Origin of the sequence: Maritimibacter alexandrii, assembly GCF_005871115.1 — a bacterium.
Classification (GTDB): domain Bacteria; phylum Pseudomonadota; class Alphaproteobacteria; order Rhodobacterales; family Rhodobacteraceae; genus Maritimibacter; species Maritimibacter alkaliphilus.
The window spans coordinates 110,043-125,861 of the sequence record NZ_SWKQ01000015.1 but is presented as its reverse complement, the minus strand read 5'-3'; the positions used below and the strand labels follow the sequence as shown (position 1 = coordinate 125,861).

Annotated in this window: 16 protein-coding genes; 8 read left to right on the top strand and 8 right to left on the bottom strand. The window is 59.6% G+C overall.

Annotation, left to right across the window (positions count from 1 at the left end; translation table 11 throughout):
• The first annotated feature begins 61 nt into the window (after window positions 1-61).
• Genes FCT00_RS19260 through FCT00_RS19235 form a run of 6 tightly spaced genes read left to right on the top strand, consistent with a single transcriptional unit; the run spans window position 62 to window position 5,549 of the window.
• Window positions 62-781 (top strand): transglutaminase-like domain-containing protein, encoded by a 720-nt coding sequence (locus FCT00_RS19260; RefSeq protein WP_138424284.1) that lies wholly within the window; start codon window positions 62-64, stop codon window positions 779-781.
• On the top strand, window positions 778-1,227 hold the full coding sequence (locus FCT00_RS19255) for a MaoC family dehydratase (protein WP_138424283.1): 450 nt from the start codon (window positions 778-780) through the stop codon (window positions 1,225-1,227). Before FCT00_RS19260 ends, FCT00_RS19255 begins: the two co-directional genes overlap by 4 nt.
• A complete protein-coding gene (locus tag FCT00_RS19250) occupies window positions 1,214-2,338 on the top strand; it encodes an acyl-CoA dehydrogenase family protein (RefSeq protein ID WP_138424282.1) in 1,125 nt (374 codons plus the stop codon). The genes FCT00_RS19255 and FCT00_RS19250 overlap by 14 nt, the downstream gene beginning before the upstream one ends.
• On the top strand, window positions 2,335-3,486 hold the full coding sequence (locus FCT00_RS19245) for an acyl-CoA dehydrogenase family protein (protein WP_138424281.1): 1,152 nt from the start codon (window positions 2,335-2,337) through the stop codon (window positions 3,484-3,486). Before FCT00_RS19250 ends, FCT00_RS19245 begins: the two co-directional genes overlap by 4 nt.
• Before the next feature lie 29 nt (window positions 3,487-3,515).
• Entirely contained in the window at window positions 3,516-4,325 is an 810-nt protein-coding gene (locus FCT00_RS19240; RefSeq protein ID WP_028095226.1) for an enoyl-CoA hydratase/isomerase family protein, read from the top strand.
• 27 nt (window positions 4,326-4,352) lie between these two features.
• Window positions 4,353-5,549, top strand: coding sequence for a phenylacetate--CoA ligase family protein (locus FCT00_RS19235; RefSeq protein ID WP_235889212.1), 1,197 nt, complete (start codon window positions 4,353-4,355; stop codon window positions 5,547-5,549).
• A gap of 225 nt (window positions 5,550-5,774) precedes the next feature.
• Here FCT00_RS19235 and FCT00_RS19230 read toward each other — a convergent pair whose 3' ends face one another.
• A complete protein-coding gene (locus FCT00_RS19230) occupies window positions 5,775-6,752 on the bottom strand; it encodes an FAD-binding oxidoreductase (RefSeq protein ID WP_171043049.1) in 978 nt (325 codons plus the stop codon).
• On the opposite strand from FCT00_RS19230, the gene FCT00_RS19225 reads away from it, so the two are divergent.
• Complete coding sequence (locus tag FCT00_RS19225) at window positions 6,703-7,359, top strand: SDR family NAD(P)-dependent oxidoreductase (protein WP_138424278.1); 657 nt, start codon at window positions 6,703-6,705, stop codon at window positions 7,357-7,359. The genes FCT00_RS19230 and FCT00_RS19225 overlap by 50 nt on opposite strands.
• Before the next feature lie 10 nt (window positions 7,360-7,369).
• On the opposite strand, the gene FCT00_RS19220 is transcribed toward FCT00_RS19225, so the two are convergent.
• The 3 genes from FCT00_RS19220 to FCT00_RS19210 are packed head-to-tail and all read right to left on the bottom strand — an operon-like array spanning window position 7,370 to window position 10,596.
• Window positions 7,370-8,536, bottom strand: a complete 1,167-nt coding sequence (locus FCT00_RS19220; protein WP_036051588.1) for an acyl-CoA dehydrogenase family protein — start codon at window positions 8,534-8,536, stop codon at window positions 7,370-7,372.
• Window positions 8,537-8,552: 16 nt separating this feature from the next.
• Window positions 8,553-9,791 (bottom strand): thiolase family protein, encoded by a 1,239-nt coding sequence (locus tag FCT00_RS19215; protein WP_138424277.1) that lies wholly within the window; start codon window positions 9,789-9,791, stop codon window positions 8,553-8,555.
• Between the two features lie 16 nt (window positions 9,792-9,807).
• Complete coding sequence (locus tag FCT00_RS19210) at window positions 9,808-10,596, bottom strand: enoyl-CoA hydratase/isomerase family protein (protein WP_028288592.1); 789 nt, start codon at window positions 10,594-10,596, stop codon at window positions 9,808-9,810.
• Between the two features lie 111 nt (window positions 10,597-10,707).
• Between FCT00_RS19210 and FCT00_RS19205 the strand changes: the two genes are divergently transcribed.
• Complete coding sequence (locus FCT00_RS19205) at window positions 10,708-11,811, top strand: CaiB/BaiF CoA transferase family protein (protein WP_036540260.1); 1,104 nt, start codon at window positions 10,708-10,710, stop codon at window positions 11,809-11,811.
• Window positions 11,812-11,836: 25 nt separating this feature from the next.
• Here the strand turns inward: FCT00_RS19205 and FCT00_RS19200 are convergent, their stop codons facing one another.
• From FCT00_RS19200 to FCT00_RS19185, 4 genes are all read right to left on the bottom strand, one after another.
• Complete coding sequence (locus tag FCT00_RS19200) at window positions 11,837-12,625, bottom strand: SDR family NAD(P)-dependent oxidoreductase (protein ID WP_138424276.1); 789 nt, start codon at window positions 12,623-12,625, stop codon at window positions 11,837-11,839.
• A 12-nt stretch (window positions 12,626-12,637) separates the two neighbouring features.
• The gene (locus tag FCT00_RS19195; protein WP_138424336.1) at window positions 12,638-13,429 is read right to left on the bottom strand and encodes an ABC transporter ATP-binding protein; all 792 of its coding nucleotides are present in this window, start codon (window positions 13,427-13,429) and stop codon (window positions 12,638-12,640) included.
• Between the two features lie 61 nt (window positions 13,430-13,490).
• Window positions 13,491-14,729: an ABC transporter substrate-binding protein gene (locus FCT00_RS19190; RefSeq protein ID WP_138424275.1), complete on the bottom strand. Its 1,239-nt coding sequence runs from the start codon at window positions 14,727-14,729 to the stop codon at window positions 13,491-13,493.
• Window positions 14,730-14,763: 34 nt separating this feature from the next.
• Window positions 14,764-15,816 (bottom strand): branched-chain amino acid ABC transporter permease, encoded by a 1,053-nt coding sequence (locus FCT00_RS19185; RefSeq protein ID WP_138424274.1) that lies wholly within the window; start codon window positions 15,814-15,816, stop codon window positions 14,764-14,766.
• Window positions 15,817-15,819: the final 3 nt, after the last annotated feature.

Here is a 15,819-nt window from a genome sequence, read left to right as displayed (position 1 = left end):
CCCGTTGACGGGCAGGTTTTGAATCGGTATTCTAACATTTGTTAGAAAAAAGGAGGGGCCAATGGACAAGTCTGACGATGACCTGCCGACTGAAGCTGAGCGTTATGTCATGCCATCGCGCTTTGTGGAAAGCGATAGCTTGGAAGTGCAGGGTTTCGTGACATCGGCTTTGCGTGATCTTCCTGTGGGCGCAACCAATCGAGATAAGGCGATCCGCCTGTTCGAAGCGGTGCGCGACGATATTCGCTATGATCCCTATTGTTTTGCGCTGGATGAGGACTCTTACCGTGCCAGCCGTATCGCTGGGGCGGAAGCGGCGTTTTGCGTTCCCAAGGCAATTCTTCTGGCGGCTTGTTTGCGTGCTGTGGGTATCCCCGCCGCTCTGGGGTTCGCGGATGTGCGCAACCACCTGAATACACCCAAGTTGCAGGAGTTGATGGGGACCGATCTCTTTATCTACCACGGCTATGTTCAGTTGTGGTTGGGGAATGAGGCCTACAAGGTGACACCTGCATTCAACATGGAACTGTGTGAAAGATTTGGGGTCAAACCCCTGGTCTTCGACGGCTATAACGACGCGCTCTTTCATGAGTTCGACGAACAGAATCACCGGCACATGGAATATGTGAACGACCGTGGTCTCTATTTCGACGCGCCGATGGGTGAGTTCCTGTTGGCGTTCAAGGAAACCTATCCGAAGCTGGAAGAATTCAACCGCATCCGGATATCCAAGGATGCGAGCGGATATGATGACGGTTTCGCAAAGGAGGGTGCCTCTTGAGGTATCTGGAAGACTTCTCGCCGGGCCAAGTCTATCGCTTTCGCAGCGCTCCGATGAGCGCGGATTCAATAAAGTCGTTTGCCAAGGAATGGGATCCGCAGCGGCTGCACACCGACGAAGACTATGCAACCGCCATACATGGCAGCCTGATCGCCTCGGGCTTTCAGACGATGCTGGAAGTGTTCAGGCCGGTCATGTCTGAAATGATGGTCGATGTCGCCAATATCGGTGGCATGGGCTTTGACAATCTGCGCTGGCTGCGGCCGGTGCGCCCGAACGAACCCCTTGATGTCGAACTGACGGTCAACGCGGTCACGCCGTCAAAAAGCAAGCCCGACAGAGGTGTTTTGCACTATACGCTCAGCGCCAAAAACCCTGCGGGCGAGGTCGTTTTTTCGACCGACACCCCCGTGATGATCCAGCGAAAACAAAATGACACAGACTGATATCCTTTCCAGCGAACAAGAAGACCTTCGCCTGTTGCGCGAGAGCGCGCGCACGTTGTTTGAACGGGCGGGCGGAAGTGACAGAGCCCGAAAACTTCGTGATGCCGGGGGCGGTTTCGATGCGGAGATGGTCCGGGAACTCGCCGAGGCCGGTGTTTTCGGCGTGGCGGTGCCCGAAGATCAGGGCGGGCTTGGCATGGGCCTAGCTGCCGGGGGTGTCATCGCCGAGGAAGTCGGCCGTGTGATTGCCCCGGAACCGGTCGTGTCGACGATCGGTCTGAGCCTCGGCCTTCTGCGCCGCCTTTGTCCGGATCATCCGAAGATGGCACAGCTCATCGGCGGCGAAATTTCATTGGCGGTTGCCTGGCAGGAACGCGGCCCCGACGGGGCGCCTGCCGATGCGACCTGCCGATACGCGGACGGAAAGCTGACCGGTGGCAAGGCCTGGGTCGTCGGTGCGATCGGTTCGCACGGGTTCCTTGTCGTGGCCGAACAGGATGATGGTCCGGTTCTGGTTCTGGCTGAGGCAGACGCGCAGGGGCTTGTCATCGACAAGCGGACGCAGGCGGATGGCAGCTCTCTGGGCGAGCTTTCGTTTTCGGGAACTCCGGCCGCGGAATTGGCCAGCAGCGGTGCGGTTCTCACTGCACTGGCCGAGGCTGTCGCCGATGCAACGGCGCTTGCCGCGGCCGAGCTTGTCGGCCTGAGCGAGCGCGCCTTCGAGATCACGCTCGACTACATCAAGACGCGGGAGCAGTTCGACAAGCCGATCGGATCATTCCAGGTCATCCAGCACCGTGCCGTCGACCTCAACGTGATGTGCGAGGTCGCGCAGGCCGGAGTGCGGGAGGCGCTTGCGCAGATGGACAGCGAAACCGATCCGAAGGTTCGGGCCCCGATTGCCAGCCGCGCCAAAGCGCGCGCCGTCACGGCCGCCAAGAAAATCACCCGCGACGCCATCCAGCTGCACGGGGCCGTCGGGTACACGGATGAGTTCGATATCGGGCTCTACCTGAACCGGGCGCTGGTGCTGTCGGCCTGGTTGGGCGACGATGCCTATCACAGGCGGATATGGTTCGAGGCACGCGAAGCAGAGGGGGCAGCACAATGACCGACTGGAACGCTATGACCGATGCAGAGTTCCGCAAAGAAGTGCGCCAGTTCTTCGAGGCGGAATATCCCGAGGAGCTGCGTCACCTGCCGCACCGACCGAAGTTCGCCGAGATCGAACATTGGCACCGCAAGCTTCACGCCAAGGGCTGGGTCGCGCCAGCCTGGCCCGCTGAATTCGGCGGTATGGGGCTGAACGCCGCCAAGTTGCTGATCTTTTACGAAGAGCAGCAGCGCTGGGGCGTCAATCGCGGCCGCGACATGGGCGTGCAGATGGTCGGGCCGCTGATCATCAAATTCGGCACCCAGGAACAAAAAGATTACTGGCTGCCGCGTATCCTGAGTTGCGAAGATATCTGGTGTCAGGGCTATTCGGAACCCGGCGCCGGGTCCGATCTGGCGAACCTGCGCACACGCGCAGAGATTGACGGCGACGACTTTGTCATCAACGGACAGAAGATCTGGACCACGATGGCGCATGACGCCACGCATATTTTCATGCTGGTGCGCACCGATCCCGATGCGCCGAAGAAACAGCAGGGCATCAGTTTCCTGCTCGCTCCGATGGATCAACCCGGGGTCGAGGTGCGCACCATCACGACCCTGTCGGGCGAGACCGAGTTTTGCGAGGTCTTCTTTGACAATGCACGGACGCCCCGCGAGAACCGCGTGGGCGAGCTGAACAAGGGTTGGACGATGGCCAAGGCTCTCTTGAGCTTCGAACGCATTTTCATCGGTTCGCCAAGTCTGGCCCAGAACGCTCTGGGACAGCTTGAAAGCTTTGCCCGTGGCCGTGGCGCGTTTGACGATCCGGTGTTCCGTGACCGCTTTGCCCAGGCGGCACTGGATGTGGAAGATCATGCCGCGCTTTATGCCCGTTTTGCAGATCAGCTCAAACGTGGCGAGACGCTCGGTGCGGATGTGTCCATGCTGAAGATTTGGGTGACTGAATGCTTCCAGCGCATCACCGAACTGATGATCGAAGCAGCCGGTCCCGATGGCGGCTCCATCGGGCCGCTTCAGGTCGGCAACGTAAGTGTCGATGTTCTGGCGAGTTTCTACAAGGCCAGACCTACCACGATCTACGGTGGATCGAACGAAATCCAAAGAAACATCCTGTCCAAGGCCGTCCTGGGACTGCCTGCCTGACTCAATACCCCCACGGAGGAAATAGAACCATGTCGGATCGTTATGCAAAATACGATAAACTAAAATTTGACTACCCGGCGGATCGCGTCCTGCGCATCACGTTCGACCGGCCCGAGACATTCAACTCGGTCGATGCCGAAACCCACACCCAGATGACGGACATGTGGATCGATATCGACCGTGACCCAGACATCAATTCGGTCATCGTGACCGGTGCGGGCAAGGCATTTTCCGCCGGGGGTGATTTCAGCCTGATCGAAAACATGATTGGCAATTCGCACGAGATCATGAAGACGTGGAAAGAAGCCAAGGATCTCGTCTATAACATCATCAACTGCAACAAGCCGATCATTTCCGCGATCAATGGCCCTGCGGCCGGCGCAGGCCTTGTGGTTGCCATCCTGGCCGACATCTCGATCGCCGGAAAGAAGGCCAAGATTGTCGATGGTCATCCCCGCCTTGGTGTTGCCGCCGGTGACGTCGCGGCGATTATCTGGCCACTGCTGACCTCGATGGCCAAGGCGAAATACTATCTGATGACCTGCAAGCCGGTGTCGGGCGAAGAGGCCGAGCGTATCGGTCTGGTATCAATGTGCGTCGAGGATGACGAGCTGCAGCAGATCGCGCTGGATACAGCCGTCGAACTGGCCAACGGCTCGCAAAGCGCGATTCGCTGGACCAAGTATTCGCTGAACAACTGGCTGCGCCAGGCCGGGCCGATCTTTGATGCGTCGACCGCGCTGGAGATGCTTGGCTTCATGAGCGAGGACGTCAAGGAAGGTGTGTTGTCGCACCGCGAGAAGCGCGCGCCGAACTTCCGTAAGGACTGCCCGCTTTAACACCCGATTGGACGAGGAGGCATGGAAATGTCTGATGATATCTACAAAGATATAGCTCAAGCCTATGCCGCTGCGGCCGAAAAAGCTCCTGGCCTGAAATCGCGATTTACGGCTGCCGGATTCGATCCGGCAGCTGTCACATCGGTGGCGGACCTCTCGCGTCTTCCAGTGATGAAAAAAGAAGAGCTTCTGAAGATCCAGCGCGAGAACCCGCCCTTTGGTGGGTTCCTGGCCTCGGATCTGAAGGATGTCGGGCGGATCTACGTGTCCCCCGGCCCGATTTTCGAACCGGCCCTTTCGGACGGTGGCGGCCACGGCCTTGACCGGCTGTTCAAGGCGGCAGGCGTGGGGCCGGGGGATATCATCCTGAACACCTGGATGTATCATCTGGTGCCCGCGGGTCTTTTGTTCGACGAAGCGGCACAGGCCGCAGGCGCCACGGTGATCCCCGGAGGCGTCGGCAATACGGAGCTTCAGGCACAGATCATCGCCGAAACCGGCGTGACTTCGATCTGCGCTTCGACCGCGTTTTTCCTGACGCTGGCGGACAAGGTGATCGAAACCTATGGCCGCGACGCATGGAAGGTGAAGACAGCCTTCCTCGGCGGTGAGATGGGCGACTGGATGGCCAAGCGCCGCCGGATCGAGGCCGAATACGGCGTGTCCACCTGGGCCGCCTATGCCACCGCCGATCTGGGCCTTGTCGCCTATGAGGGTGGCGGCGAAGGCTACCTGGTTCATCCCGACCGCGTGGTGCAGATCTGCGATCCGGTCAGCGGCGAACAGGTCGCTCATGGCGATCCTGGCGAGGTTGTCGTGACCGCGCGCGATGCCACCTGGCCGATGATCCGGTTCGGCACCGGCGACAGCGCCTTTGCCCTGGAAAGCAACGCGGATGGCACCGTCAGCCGGATTTCAGCATTGCAGGGACGGGTCGGGGCAGCGGTCAAAGTGCGCGAGATTTTCGTTTATCCGCGCGTGGTTGAAGAAGTTGTCATCGGCACGCCGGGCGCAAAGGCCGCGCAGGCCGTGGTAACGCGCGAGAACGATCGCGACATGATCCGCCTCTCGCTTGTGCTGGAAGACGGTGCCGACGCTTCCGCCGCAGAAGCAGCCGCCGCTGATACCTTCAAACTGCATGCACGAATTCGTGCTGACGAGGTGAACATTGTTTCGGAACTACCCGAAAATGCAGAACTGATCGTCAACCAAAAAGACCGCTGAGATCGGGTTCTGTGCGCATTGCCTGAATCCGACCTTTTAGCCGACACTGGCACGCGGGTTTTCGTGGACCCAAGACTTTCAACTTGGCGAAGGTCTTGGGGATCCCGGCCCCGCGCGCCCGTGGGGTGTCGCGGAAAGCGGCACAGGTCAAACGTGGTCGAAATCGACTGTCAGTTTTTTGGTTTTCGGACGGGCCTGGCAGGTCAGGACAAAGTTCTCCTTCAACTACCGAGGCTCCAAAGCATAGTTCAGCGTCATCTCTGCCTCGCCTTCGATAACTTTGGCGCGGCAGGTGGAACACATTGCGCCCTTGCAGCAATAGGGCAGTTCGATACCTGCTGCGGCGGCGGAGACCACGCTTTCCTGATCAGGTGTCATCACAAAGCTGCGGGCGGTGCCATCAAGGATCGCCGTGACCTGAACTCCTTCTCCAGTGGCGGCTTCCGCCGTAAGCGGCGCAAGCGTGACGGTGGCGGTATTGTCAGCATCGGCGGGAGCGAACAGCTCGTCATGGAAACGGTTCTCTTCAACGCCGAGGTCGCAGAACGCGGTCTTGAGTTCCTGAATCATCTCGGCGGGGCCGCAAAGAAAAGCATCTTCTATTTCTGCCGGAGCGAACAGGGCACCGGAGAACTTGCGCAGCTTTTCCGCATCAAGCCGGCCCGAGAATAGTGGGGAATCAGTGCCTTCGCGCGTCAGTGTATGAAAAAGAGAGAACCGTCCGGGATAGGTATCCTTGAGATCGTTCAATTCGCCGCGGAAGATGATGGAACTTAGCGTTCGACTGCCGTAAAAAAGGATGAAGTTGGCCCCGGCCTCGGTGGCAAGCACCGAGCGGATGATCGAAATGATTGGAGTAGTTCCACTGCCCGGGGCCAGGGCGAGATAGGTGCGTGGTCCGCCTTGTCGTATCTTTGATCCGAATGTGCCTTCGGGCGTCATGACATCAAGTTCGGTGCCCGGTGGCAGTTCGCTATGAACGAAAGAGGAAAACGCTCCGCCTTCCAGCAGCTTGACCAGAACGCGCAACTCGCCAGCGTCTCGGCCGGAGCTGACCGAATAGCATCGCCGCACACCATCGATATCACCGGCACGGCGCAGCGTGACGTACTGGCCCGGGATGAATTGATAGTCGTCCGCCAGATCTTCGGGATTGGGCGAGCATTTCGCCGAACTGCTGGCGGGGCAGGATGTCGACGTCACATTGGCCGCCCGCCGCGTCGCCCGCTTGTCTGAGCTTTCCGCAAAGATGGCGGCGGAAGGGGGGCAGGCCGATGTGATAGAGATGGACGTGGCGGACCCGGAGTCGGTGGAAGCCGCGCTGAAGGGACGGGTCTTTGACACTGTCATCAACAATGCCGGAACGACGGCATCTCTTCCCGCATTGGAACACGGGCCGGCCGAAATCGACGCGATCATAGACACAAATCTCAAGGGCGCATTTCATGTCGCACGTATCGCCGCCAAAGCGATGATTGATGCCGGACGCGGGGGCTGTATCGTCAATGTCGCCTCGATTCTGGGCACACGGGTGGCCAGCCATGTGTCCGCCTATGCCGCGTCCAAGGAAGGGCTGATTCAACTGACCCGGTCTCTGGCGCTTGAATGGGCGCGGCATGGCATCCGGGTGAATGCCATCTGCCCCGGTTATATCGAAACCGACCTGAACCGTGAGTTTTTTGCCACTGACGCGGGACAGGCATTGATCAAACGCGTCCCGCAGCGCCGGTTGGGGCATGATCCGTTGGCCGCCCCCCCGGACCGGGGGCCTACGATAAGGCGACCGGGAATCCCCGGCCGCAATTCTTAGAGTCACGATTTCAGAACGCGTTAAGCCCGGTCAGGTTGCGCCCGATGACCAGTTTTTGGATTTCGGTGGTGCCATCGGGAATCGGCATGACCTTTGCATTGCGGAAGTGCCGTTCAACGGGGAACTCTTTGGTGATGCCGTTGCCGCCGTGGATCTGCACCGCTTTGCCGGCGATTTCGACGGCCATTTCGGTTGCATACCATTTCGCCATCGAGGTCTGGGTGTCACAGCGCACGCCCAGGTCCAGAAGTTGCAGCCCGCGCTGGCACAACAGGCGCGCGGCATCCAGGTGCGTGGCCATGTCGGCCAGGTAGCCTTGAATCAACTGGTGCCCGCCGATCGGCTTACCATGTTGTTGGCGATCCTGCGCATATTTGACGGCACATTCCAACGCCGCCTGCGCTATGCCAATGCTCGTCAGGCCGACAAACACGCGAGCGCTCTCAAACAGTTTCAATGTCTGGAACAGGCCGCCGCCTGCATTACCCAGAACATGGTCAGCGCTGGTTTCGGCACGGTCGAAAAACAATTCGCAGGTCGATGCACCGACAAGCCCCAGCTTGCGCAATTCGCGGCTCTCGTAGTTGCCGGTATCGCGGTCGACGATGACCATGGAAATACCGTCGTCCAGATTGCAGACAACGATGGCGAAATCCGACTGGGCCCCATTGGAAATCCAGAGCTTCTGGCCAGTGACGAAAATCTTATCGCCCTCGCGGTCCGCACGTGTCTTGACCTCGCGTACGTTCGAACCGACCTCTGGTTCGGAAATACAGGTGGCACAGATCCGTTCGCTGCGCAGGAGCGGCTTCAGATAGGCCTCTTTCTGCGCCACATTTCCCAAGAGGTTGACCGCGAACACGGCATGACCCTGAATCAGCACCGCGATTGCCAGATCGGCCCATATCCGGGCCAGTTCCTCGTATAGGATGCCATAGGTCATGCGGTCGATTCCGGCACCGCCGTCCTCTTCGGGGATCAGGCCGCTGATCAGCCCGAATTCCTCGACCTTGGCGAACAGGGACTTCAGGGTTTTCGCATCGGGGGGGTGGCCGAGGTTCTCGTATTTCTCGGCCAGCGGCGCGAACTCTGCCTCGGCCATCTTGCGGAAGTTTTCCAGCAACATGCGTTGCTCATCTGTATAGATTGCCTGAGCGGCGGCGATCACGTTTTCCATGGTTCGTGTCCTTGTTTCAACGGCCCAGAATGGTGACGCAGGCGGCCGCTTCTTCTACCCCGTGCAACCCCCCGCCGTTTTCGGCGATGGCGTTCTTTGCCCCTTCGACCTGACGCGCGCCAGCTTCGCCGCGCAGTTGCGTGACCAGTTCGAAAACCTGCCCTATCCCTGTGGCACCGACCGGGTGGCCCTTGGATTCCAACCCGCCCGAGGGGTTCACCGGAATGCGTCCACCGATCTTTGTCTCGCCGCGCAGACTGGCGGGACCGCCCTCGCCGAATTCGACAAATCCGAGGTTCTCGATCTGGATCACTTCGCCCACGGCCGTGGCGTCATGCACTTCGGCCACCGATATATCCTCGGGGCCGATCCCGGCCTGTTCATAGGCCTCAAGCGCGGCAAGCCGGGTCAGGTGGTTCTTGTAATCTTCCGGCGGACGATCGGTGCCCGAGCGCAGGATCGCGGCCTTGACCTTGATCGCGCGCGCGGGATCTAGGCCCAGACGTTTTATCCCCTCGCCGGTGCATAAAACGGCCGCAGCGGCCCCGTCCGAGATCGGGGCGCACATCGGCAGGGTCAGCGGATAGGTGATCGGCGGCGCGGCCAATACCCGATCGACGCTCATGGCTTCTCGGTATTGCGCCAGTGGATTATGCGCGGAATGCGCATGGTTCTTGGCGGCGACGGCGGCGAACTGTTCCTGAGTTGTGCCAAAGGTCTTCATGTGCAGCCGGGCGAAGCCTGCGTAGACATCCATGAACACGCTGTAGGGCTTGGGCGATTTCGATCCTTCGGGTTCCTCGACCCCTGCACCCAGATCGGCCAGCCGTTGCGCGACCTCTTCGCTGTTGCTGACGTCCCAGCCGCTGTCGAAGGCCGAAAACATCAACGCACGGTCGTCAGAATACATCTTTTCGGCGCCCACGGCGAGACAGCAGTCGCCATTGCCGGCCTTGAGGAAATCGACTGCCAGTTTGAACCCGGTCGAGGCGCTGGCGCAGGCGTTTTCGACATTCACCACCGGAATGCCCTGAATGCCCATTTCACGCAGCGCGATTTCGCCGCGGATCATGTGCTGGCCCTCCATGTGGCCCTGCACCGCGTTCGAGAAGAATGCGCCGTCGATACGATCTGCCGTCACTCGGGCATCGGAAAGCGCGGCGGCGACGGCCTCGCCGGTCATGTCCTTGATGGTTTTGTCCCGGAACTTTCCGAACGGCGTCATCCCGACGCCAACGATGTAAATGTCCTGCATCGTTTGTCCTCCTGACCTAGTATCCGCGAAACTGCGGTTTTCGTTTTTCATTGAACGCCGACAGACCCTCGTGCATGTCCCAGGATCGCATGTGCGCGCGCAGGTTCAGCATCTCTTCGGAAAGCGCGGCGGTTTCGTCCACGTCCAGCGACCGATTGGCAACCGTCTTCATGCGGCGTAAGACCGCCGGGCTTTTTTCTGCCAGCCTGTCGGTAAAGGCCTGCACCGCTTGTCGCAGGTCTTCGTCCGCGATGACCTTGTTCACCAGTCCCCAGTCCATCATGTCCCGTGCCGAAACGTTCTCGCCCGAGAACAGCAGGTATTTCGCGCGGTTCAGGCCAATCCTACGCGGCAGGATCGCCGCACCGCCGGCCCCGGGAAAGACGCCAAAGTTGGAATGTGCGTCGCCCAGTTGCGCGCTTTCGGCGGCAAAGACCAGATCGCAGGCCATCACCATTTCCAAACCGCCCGCCATCGCCAGCCCGTTCACTGCGGCGATCACCGGTTTCGGGCCATGTCGCATCAGCCCAAACGTGTGATCGACAAGATCCAGAAGATCCGGCTCGCCTGGTGCATGTTTGGCGCCAGCAACTTCTTTCAGATCGGCACCGGCGCAGAATGCCCGGCCAGAGCCGGTCAGGACAATTGTACGCACCCCATCGTCGGCCAGCGCCGATTCCAGTGCTGCCGCCATCTCGCGCAGCATCTGCGTTGACATTGCGTTGAGCTGTTCGGTGCGCTGGAAGGTAATCCATTCAGTTTTTGCGACCCGCTCAACGAATAGCGTCTGCTTTGCTTCACTCATGCTAAGCCCCTGATAATTATACGTATTATTGGTTTTTCGCCTTGTCTTTTGCGGCGATTTGCGCTGCACTCGGGCGGACCCGCACGTGGAAAAAAAGAGCTGGAGATTGATATGAGCACTGCACCCCTGGCCGGCCTGAAAATTCTCAGCCTTGCCGAACAGTTTCCCGGTCCCTATGCCACAATGCTGTTGTCCGACATGGGAGCCGAGGTGATCATGATCGAACGACCGGGTGTCGGCGATCCGGCCCGGCAATTTCCGCCCTTGTTCCGGGCACTGAACCGAGGCAAGCGCAGCGTTGCGTTGGATCTGAAATCGGCCGAGGGGCTGGCACGGTTTCGCGAACTGGCCAAGGAATCGGATGTCATCGTCGAAGGGTTCCGCCCTGGCAAGCTTGCGGCCTTGGGTGCCGGTTTCGAGGACATGCGTAGTGTCAACTCGCGGCTGGTTTATGTATCGATTTCGGGTTACGGGCAGGACGGCCCCTATCGTGACAGGGCTGGCCATGACCTGAGCTATGAAGGGGTTGGCGGTTTGCTGGCCGATCAGGCCGATGCAAAGCAGCCCGGCCCTGTGCCGCCGATCCCCCTTGCGGATGTTGGCGCGGCGTTGTTCGCGGCGATCGCAATCCTGTCGGCGGTGGTGTCGAGCCAGCGCACAGGGCAGGGGCGTTACGTGGACGTGTCCATGTCGGATGCGGTGGTTTCGATGTTGACCGCATTCCTCGTTCCCGCCGCCAATGGAACACCGCTGGGCGAATTTATCGCCGAGCCGGGCTATGGCGTGTTCACCTGCAAAGACGGCAAGCTCTTGACCTTGTCCATCGCGCATGAGGACTGGTTCTGGAAACCGTTCTGCGATGTGATCAACAGGGCGGATCTTGCGCCGTTGACAGGCCGCGACCGTGTCGCCCGCAAGGCCGCGCTGCGCGAAGAAATCGCGGCGATTTTGGTCAACAAGACGCGCGCCGAATGGGGCGACCTTCTGGATAAGGCGGGGGTGCCATGGGGTCCGGTCAATTCCCTGGTCGAAACGTTGGACGACCCCCATGTGCGTGCGCGCCAGCTGCTGCGCAAGATTACGCATGACGGCGGCAAGGCCGAGACTTTTATTGTCCAGCCGTTGAAATTCGATGGTTTCGAAACCGCGATACCGGATCTGCCCCCCGAGCTCGGGGCAGATAATGACAGCGTTTTTTCGGACAGCTCCAACTAGACGCGGCAGCCGTCCGATGGCGGCTCTAGCAGGCAAAAGAATACCCGCCATTCACCGGATAAGTTTGACCGGTGATCCAGCTGGCAGCATCCGAGCAGAGGAACAGGATCATTCCGGCGGGGTCTTCCGGCTCGCCCAGACGGCGGATCACGTATTGCGACAATGCCCGCTTCTCGGTCTCTGCATCCGGGATCAGGTCGGCGACAGCCGGAGTTCTTGTGCCCCCCAAGGCGACGCAATTCGCGGTGATCCCGAACCGACCACCGGCTTTTGCAATTGCCCGCATGAAGCCGGCCGCGCCGGCCTTGGCGCCGGAGTAGACCGCCAGATGCGGTTCACCAACACGGCCGGCGTCGGAAATGACGGTCACAATGCGCCCATAGCCACTGTTAACCATCAACGGCATGGCGTGACGGGTGCAGTTCAACACGCCGTCGAAATTGGTGGCCATCCAGCGGCGCCATTCATCGGGATCGGATTCCCAAAAAGGGACCAGATCGTCGAGCCGCGATGTCGGCCCGGCGTTGCCCGCATTGTTGACCAGGATATCCACGCCGCCAAATGTGGTCTGCGTTTCGGCAAACGCCGCGCCAACCGCGTCGAAATCCGAGACGTCGAAGGCGAGCGGCAGAGCCTTTGCACCCGCTGCCTCCACTTCCGCGGCAACGCTTTCGGCCCGTTCGGCGTGAAAATCGTTGACAACGATGGCACCGGCTCCGTGTTCCGCCAGATAAATCGCGACTTGCCGACCAACGCCTTGCCCCGCTCCGGTTACAAATGCGGTACGACCTTTGATGGAAAGCAGGTTACTCATCTTCGCTCCTTTCTATCCCAGCCATCTCTTCCGGCGGCGATAGTGTTTGATATCTCGATAGCTTTTGCGCTCGCCCGATGCGGTTACGCCGAGATAGAATTCCTTGATGTCCTCGTTGTCAGCGAGCTTGTCGGCAGGGCCGTCCATCACGATCCGGCCGTTCTCCATCACATAGGCATAGTCGGCGATCGATAGCGCCGCGGCGCTGTTTTGTTCGACCAGGAAGAAGGTCGTGCCTTCTGACTTGAGCTGCTTGAGCACTTCATAAACATCCCGGACCATCATCGGGGCCAATCCCAACGACGGTTCGTCGATCGCGATGATCTTGGGGCTGGCCATCATGGCCCGGCCGATCAGCAGCAGTTGTTGTTCGCCACCAGACATGAAGCCAGAGGTGCGGTTGCGCAGGTCCGCAAGCCGGGGGATCAAGGTGTAAACATGGTCCAGGCGCTTTTTCAGCTCGGCGGAGTTGGGCACCATGTGCCCGCCGACGATCAGGTTTTGCTCTGACGTCAGATGCCGCAAAACGCGCCGCCCTTCCATCACATGGATGAGACCGTTCTTCACGACTTCCGAGGCTTCCATGTTCTGAATGGGAGTTCCGTCCAGAACGATGGACCCCGCCGAAACGGTTCCATCCTCGGATTTGAGCGTTCCCGAGATGGCTTTAAGCGTCGTGCTTTTTCCTGCGCCATTGCCACCGAGCAGAGCAACACATTGTCCCGCACGGACTGTCATGGACACGCCTTTGAGCGCCAGGATGACGTCGGAATATGTCACCTCTACGTTGTTGAGTTCCAGCATGGTCATATTGCCCGGGGCTAAGGATCAGAACGGGCGCCGCGACTGCGGCGCCCGGATTAATTCACCATTTCTCAACTTGCGGAACGTCGACACCCGTTGCCGCGATGGTGATTTTCCCATCTTTGACGGTGCCCACATTCACTTTGAGGCCTTCCAATGGGAACGGTGCTTCTGGCGTAAAGGACAAGGTCGGCAGGAACCCATGGGTTTCTTCGGTGGTGATCGGTTTGGCAAAAAGCGCCTCACGTACCATCTCTCCGGTCAGGCCCTCGGCGCCGTTCGCCTCGATCGCGTGATCGATCACGGTCACGGTATAGAGACCCTGAGATACGCCCATTGCGGTCACGACGTTCCAAGGTGCTTCGAGTCCGTAATCGGCAACCAATGTCTCGTAGAATTGTCGCGCGGGAGTGTCCTCATCGGCCGCAATCACCATGCCGTAGGCTTCAAAGTCCCCCTCCATTTGTTCAAGCCCGCCAAGCGCGCCACCCGAGGCTGGAAGCCCGTTATGCGAACTCATCATGATCGGGATGTTCGCCCCGTTGGCCTGCAGCCCACGTTTCGCGGCAACCACGATAGAGGTGTTCGTTTGGATTACCAGCACCTCGGCCCCGGCTCGTACAACGCGGCGCATTTGCCCCGTCAGATCGGTGGGTTGAACTTCGGTATAGATGACCTCGACGAGGTCGATCTCCTCGGGGTGCTCTTCGGCATAGAGTTCGATGCCCTTTGCCATGTCGACATAGGCAGGCGATGCTTCTGAGGCGAGGATCGCAACCTTGAGCGGTTCGTCTCCGCCGCGCTGTTCACGCATCCAGTTCAGAAAGCCGACACTTTCGTGCGAATAGGTCGGGCGTGGGTTGAAAATCCAGGCATCCGGTTGCCAGGCAAAACCGTAGGCCGCTGTGGCCATGAACATCGGGATTTTGTCTTCCGGCAGGCGTTCGGAAAGGGCCGCGACGTCGGGCCCGCCGAGGCCGACAACCGCAATCGGGTCCAGTTCCGATTTGATCCCGGGCCAGAGACTTGCCACCTGTGCCGCGTCATAGCGGGTTTCGTAGTTTTTGTAGTTCAGCGTGACGCCAAGTTCCTTGCCGCGGGTTTCATTCCACCAGGTGAACACAGCTTCGCGTCCGCCTGCCAGGATGGGCATGATGTCAGCATAAGGGCCGGAAAAGTCCGACAGCAGGGCCAGATTATAGGTCTCTTCGGCCTGCGCCTTCAAAGGCATGGTCGCCGCGGCCGCCAAGGCAGCCGCAGCCAGAAAGCCGCGAAGACCTCGATTCGATTGGTAAGTCATATTCTTCCTCCCAGGTTTAGAGCCGCTCTATTTCTCAGTAAGGAAACGGCCAGATACGGTATGACGACTTCAGGATGTTCCAGCGGTGCATCAGCCCCTTGGGTTCGAGGATCATAAACAATGCGATCACGCCGCCAAGAACGACATTCATGCCAGCGAACACGATGTCACCGCCAAGGAATGATACCGAGTCGGCGATATTGGGGCCGACCGTCGCGATAATTTCCTGGATGATGCGGATAATGAAGACGCCGATCAGGGCCCCCACGATTGAACCCATCCCGCCGACGATGATCATCGCGACGAAGAAGATAGAGTGAAACAGGGTGAACTGGTCTACCCCCACGAAGCGGATCAGATAGGCCCAAAGCGCCCCGCCGACGCCCGCATAGAAAGCGCCGATCAGGAAGGCATTTGCCTTTGTGGCCGCGACATTGATCCCCATTATACCCGCGGCCACGTCATCATCCCTGACCGCCACGAAGGCACGGCCGAAGCGTGACCGAACGATCCCGAACGCGCCCGCCACCATGATCGCGGTGACCGCGAAATTCAGATAGAACTGCGAAGATTCGCTGACAAATCGCAGCCCGAAAAGCTCGGCCGGGGGCACGGTGATACCGTTCGATCCACCCAGCCAGGTAGACGGCAGGTTCAATACGGCAAAGTGGAACAGGAACTGAGCTGCAATCGTGGTCAGTGCCAGATAGAACCCCTTGATCCGCGCCGCGGTCAAGCCAAAGAGAAAGCCGAACAGCGCAGCCGAGAGCCCGGCCAGAGGAATGGTCAGCAGAAACGTAAGGCCGGTCTTCGAGGCCAGTATCGAGGCCGTATAGGCGCCGACCCCCATGAACGCCGCCTGACCCAGGTTGATCTGGCCCGCATAGCCGGTGCAGATCTGAAGCCCGACGGCGATGACGGCGCTGATCATCATCATATTCAGGATAGCGATGATACGGCTGCTCACCAGGTAAGGCGCCAACAGCAGTAGAGCCACGAATACGACGAGGGCCAGAAACTGCCAGCGCGTTCGGATCAAACGTCTGTCACTGCGATAGCTTGTCGGGAATACGCCAGAAGGATCCATGGA

Coding starts and splice junctions, on each gene's coding strand:
- FCT00_RS19260 (WP_138424284.1), top strand. CDS start 62: ATGGACAAGTCTGACGATGACCTGCCGACTGAAGCTGAGCGTTATGTC.
- FCT00_RS19205 (WP_036540260.1), top strand. CDS start 10,708: ATGAGCACTGCACCCCTGGCCGGCCTGAAAATTCTCAGCCTTGCCGAA.
- FCT00_RS19215 (WP_138424277.1), bottom strand. CDS start 9,791: ATGCAGGACATTTACATCGTTGGCGTCGGGATGACGCCGTTCGGAAAG.
- FCT00_RS19210 (WP_028288592.1), bottom strand. CDS start 10,596: ATGAGTGAAGCAAAGCAGACGCTATTCGTTGAGCGGGTCGCAAAAACT.
- FCT00_RS19185 (WP_138424274.1), bottom strand. CDS start 15,816: ATGGATCCTTCTGGCGTATTCCCGACAAGCTATCGCAGTGACAGACGT.
- FCT00_RS19195 (WP_138424336.1), bottom strand. CDS start 13,429: ATGCTGGAACTCAACAACGTAGAGGTGACATATTCCGACGTCATCCTG.
- FCT00_RS19245 (WP_138424281.1), top strand. CDS start 2,335: ATGACCGACTGGAACGCTATGACCGATGCAGAGTTCCGCAAAGAAGTG.
- FCT00_RS19240 (WP_028095226.1), top strand. CDS start 3,516: ATGTCGGATCGTTATGCAAAATACGATAAACTAAAATTTGACTACCCG.
- FCT00_RS19250 (WP_138424282.1), top strand. CDS start 1,214: ATGACACAGACTGATATCCTTTCCAGCGAACAAGAAGACCTTCGCCTG.
- FCT00_RS19220 (WP_036051588.1), bottom strand. CDS start 8,536: ATGGAAAACGTGATCGCCGCCGCTCAGGCAATCTATACAGATGAGCAA.
- FCT00_RS19235 (WP_235889212.1), top strand. CDS start 4,353: ATGTCTGATGATATCTACAAAGATATAGCTCAAGCCTATGCCGCTGCG.
- FCT00_RS19190 (WP_138424275.1), bottom strand. CDS start 14,729: ATGACTTACCAATCGAATCGAGGTCTTCGCGGCTTTCTGGCTGCGGCT.
- FCT00_RS19200 (WP_138424276.1), bottom strand. CDS start 12,625: ATGAGTAACCTGCTTTCCATCAAAGGTCGTACCGCATTTGTAACCGGA.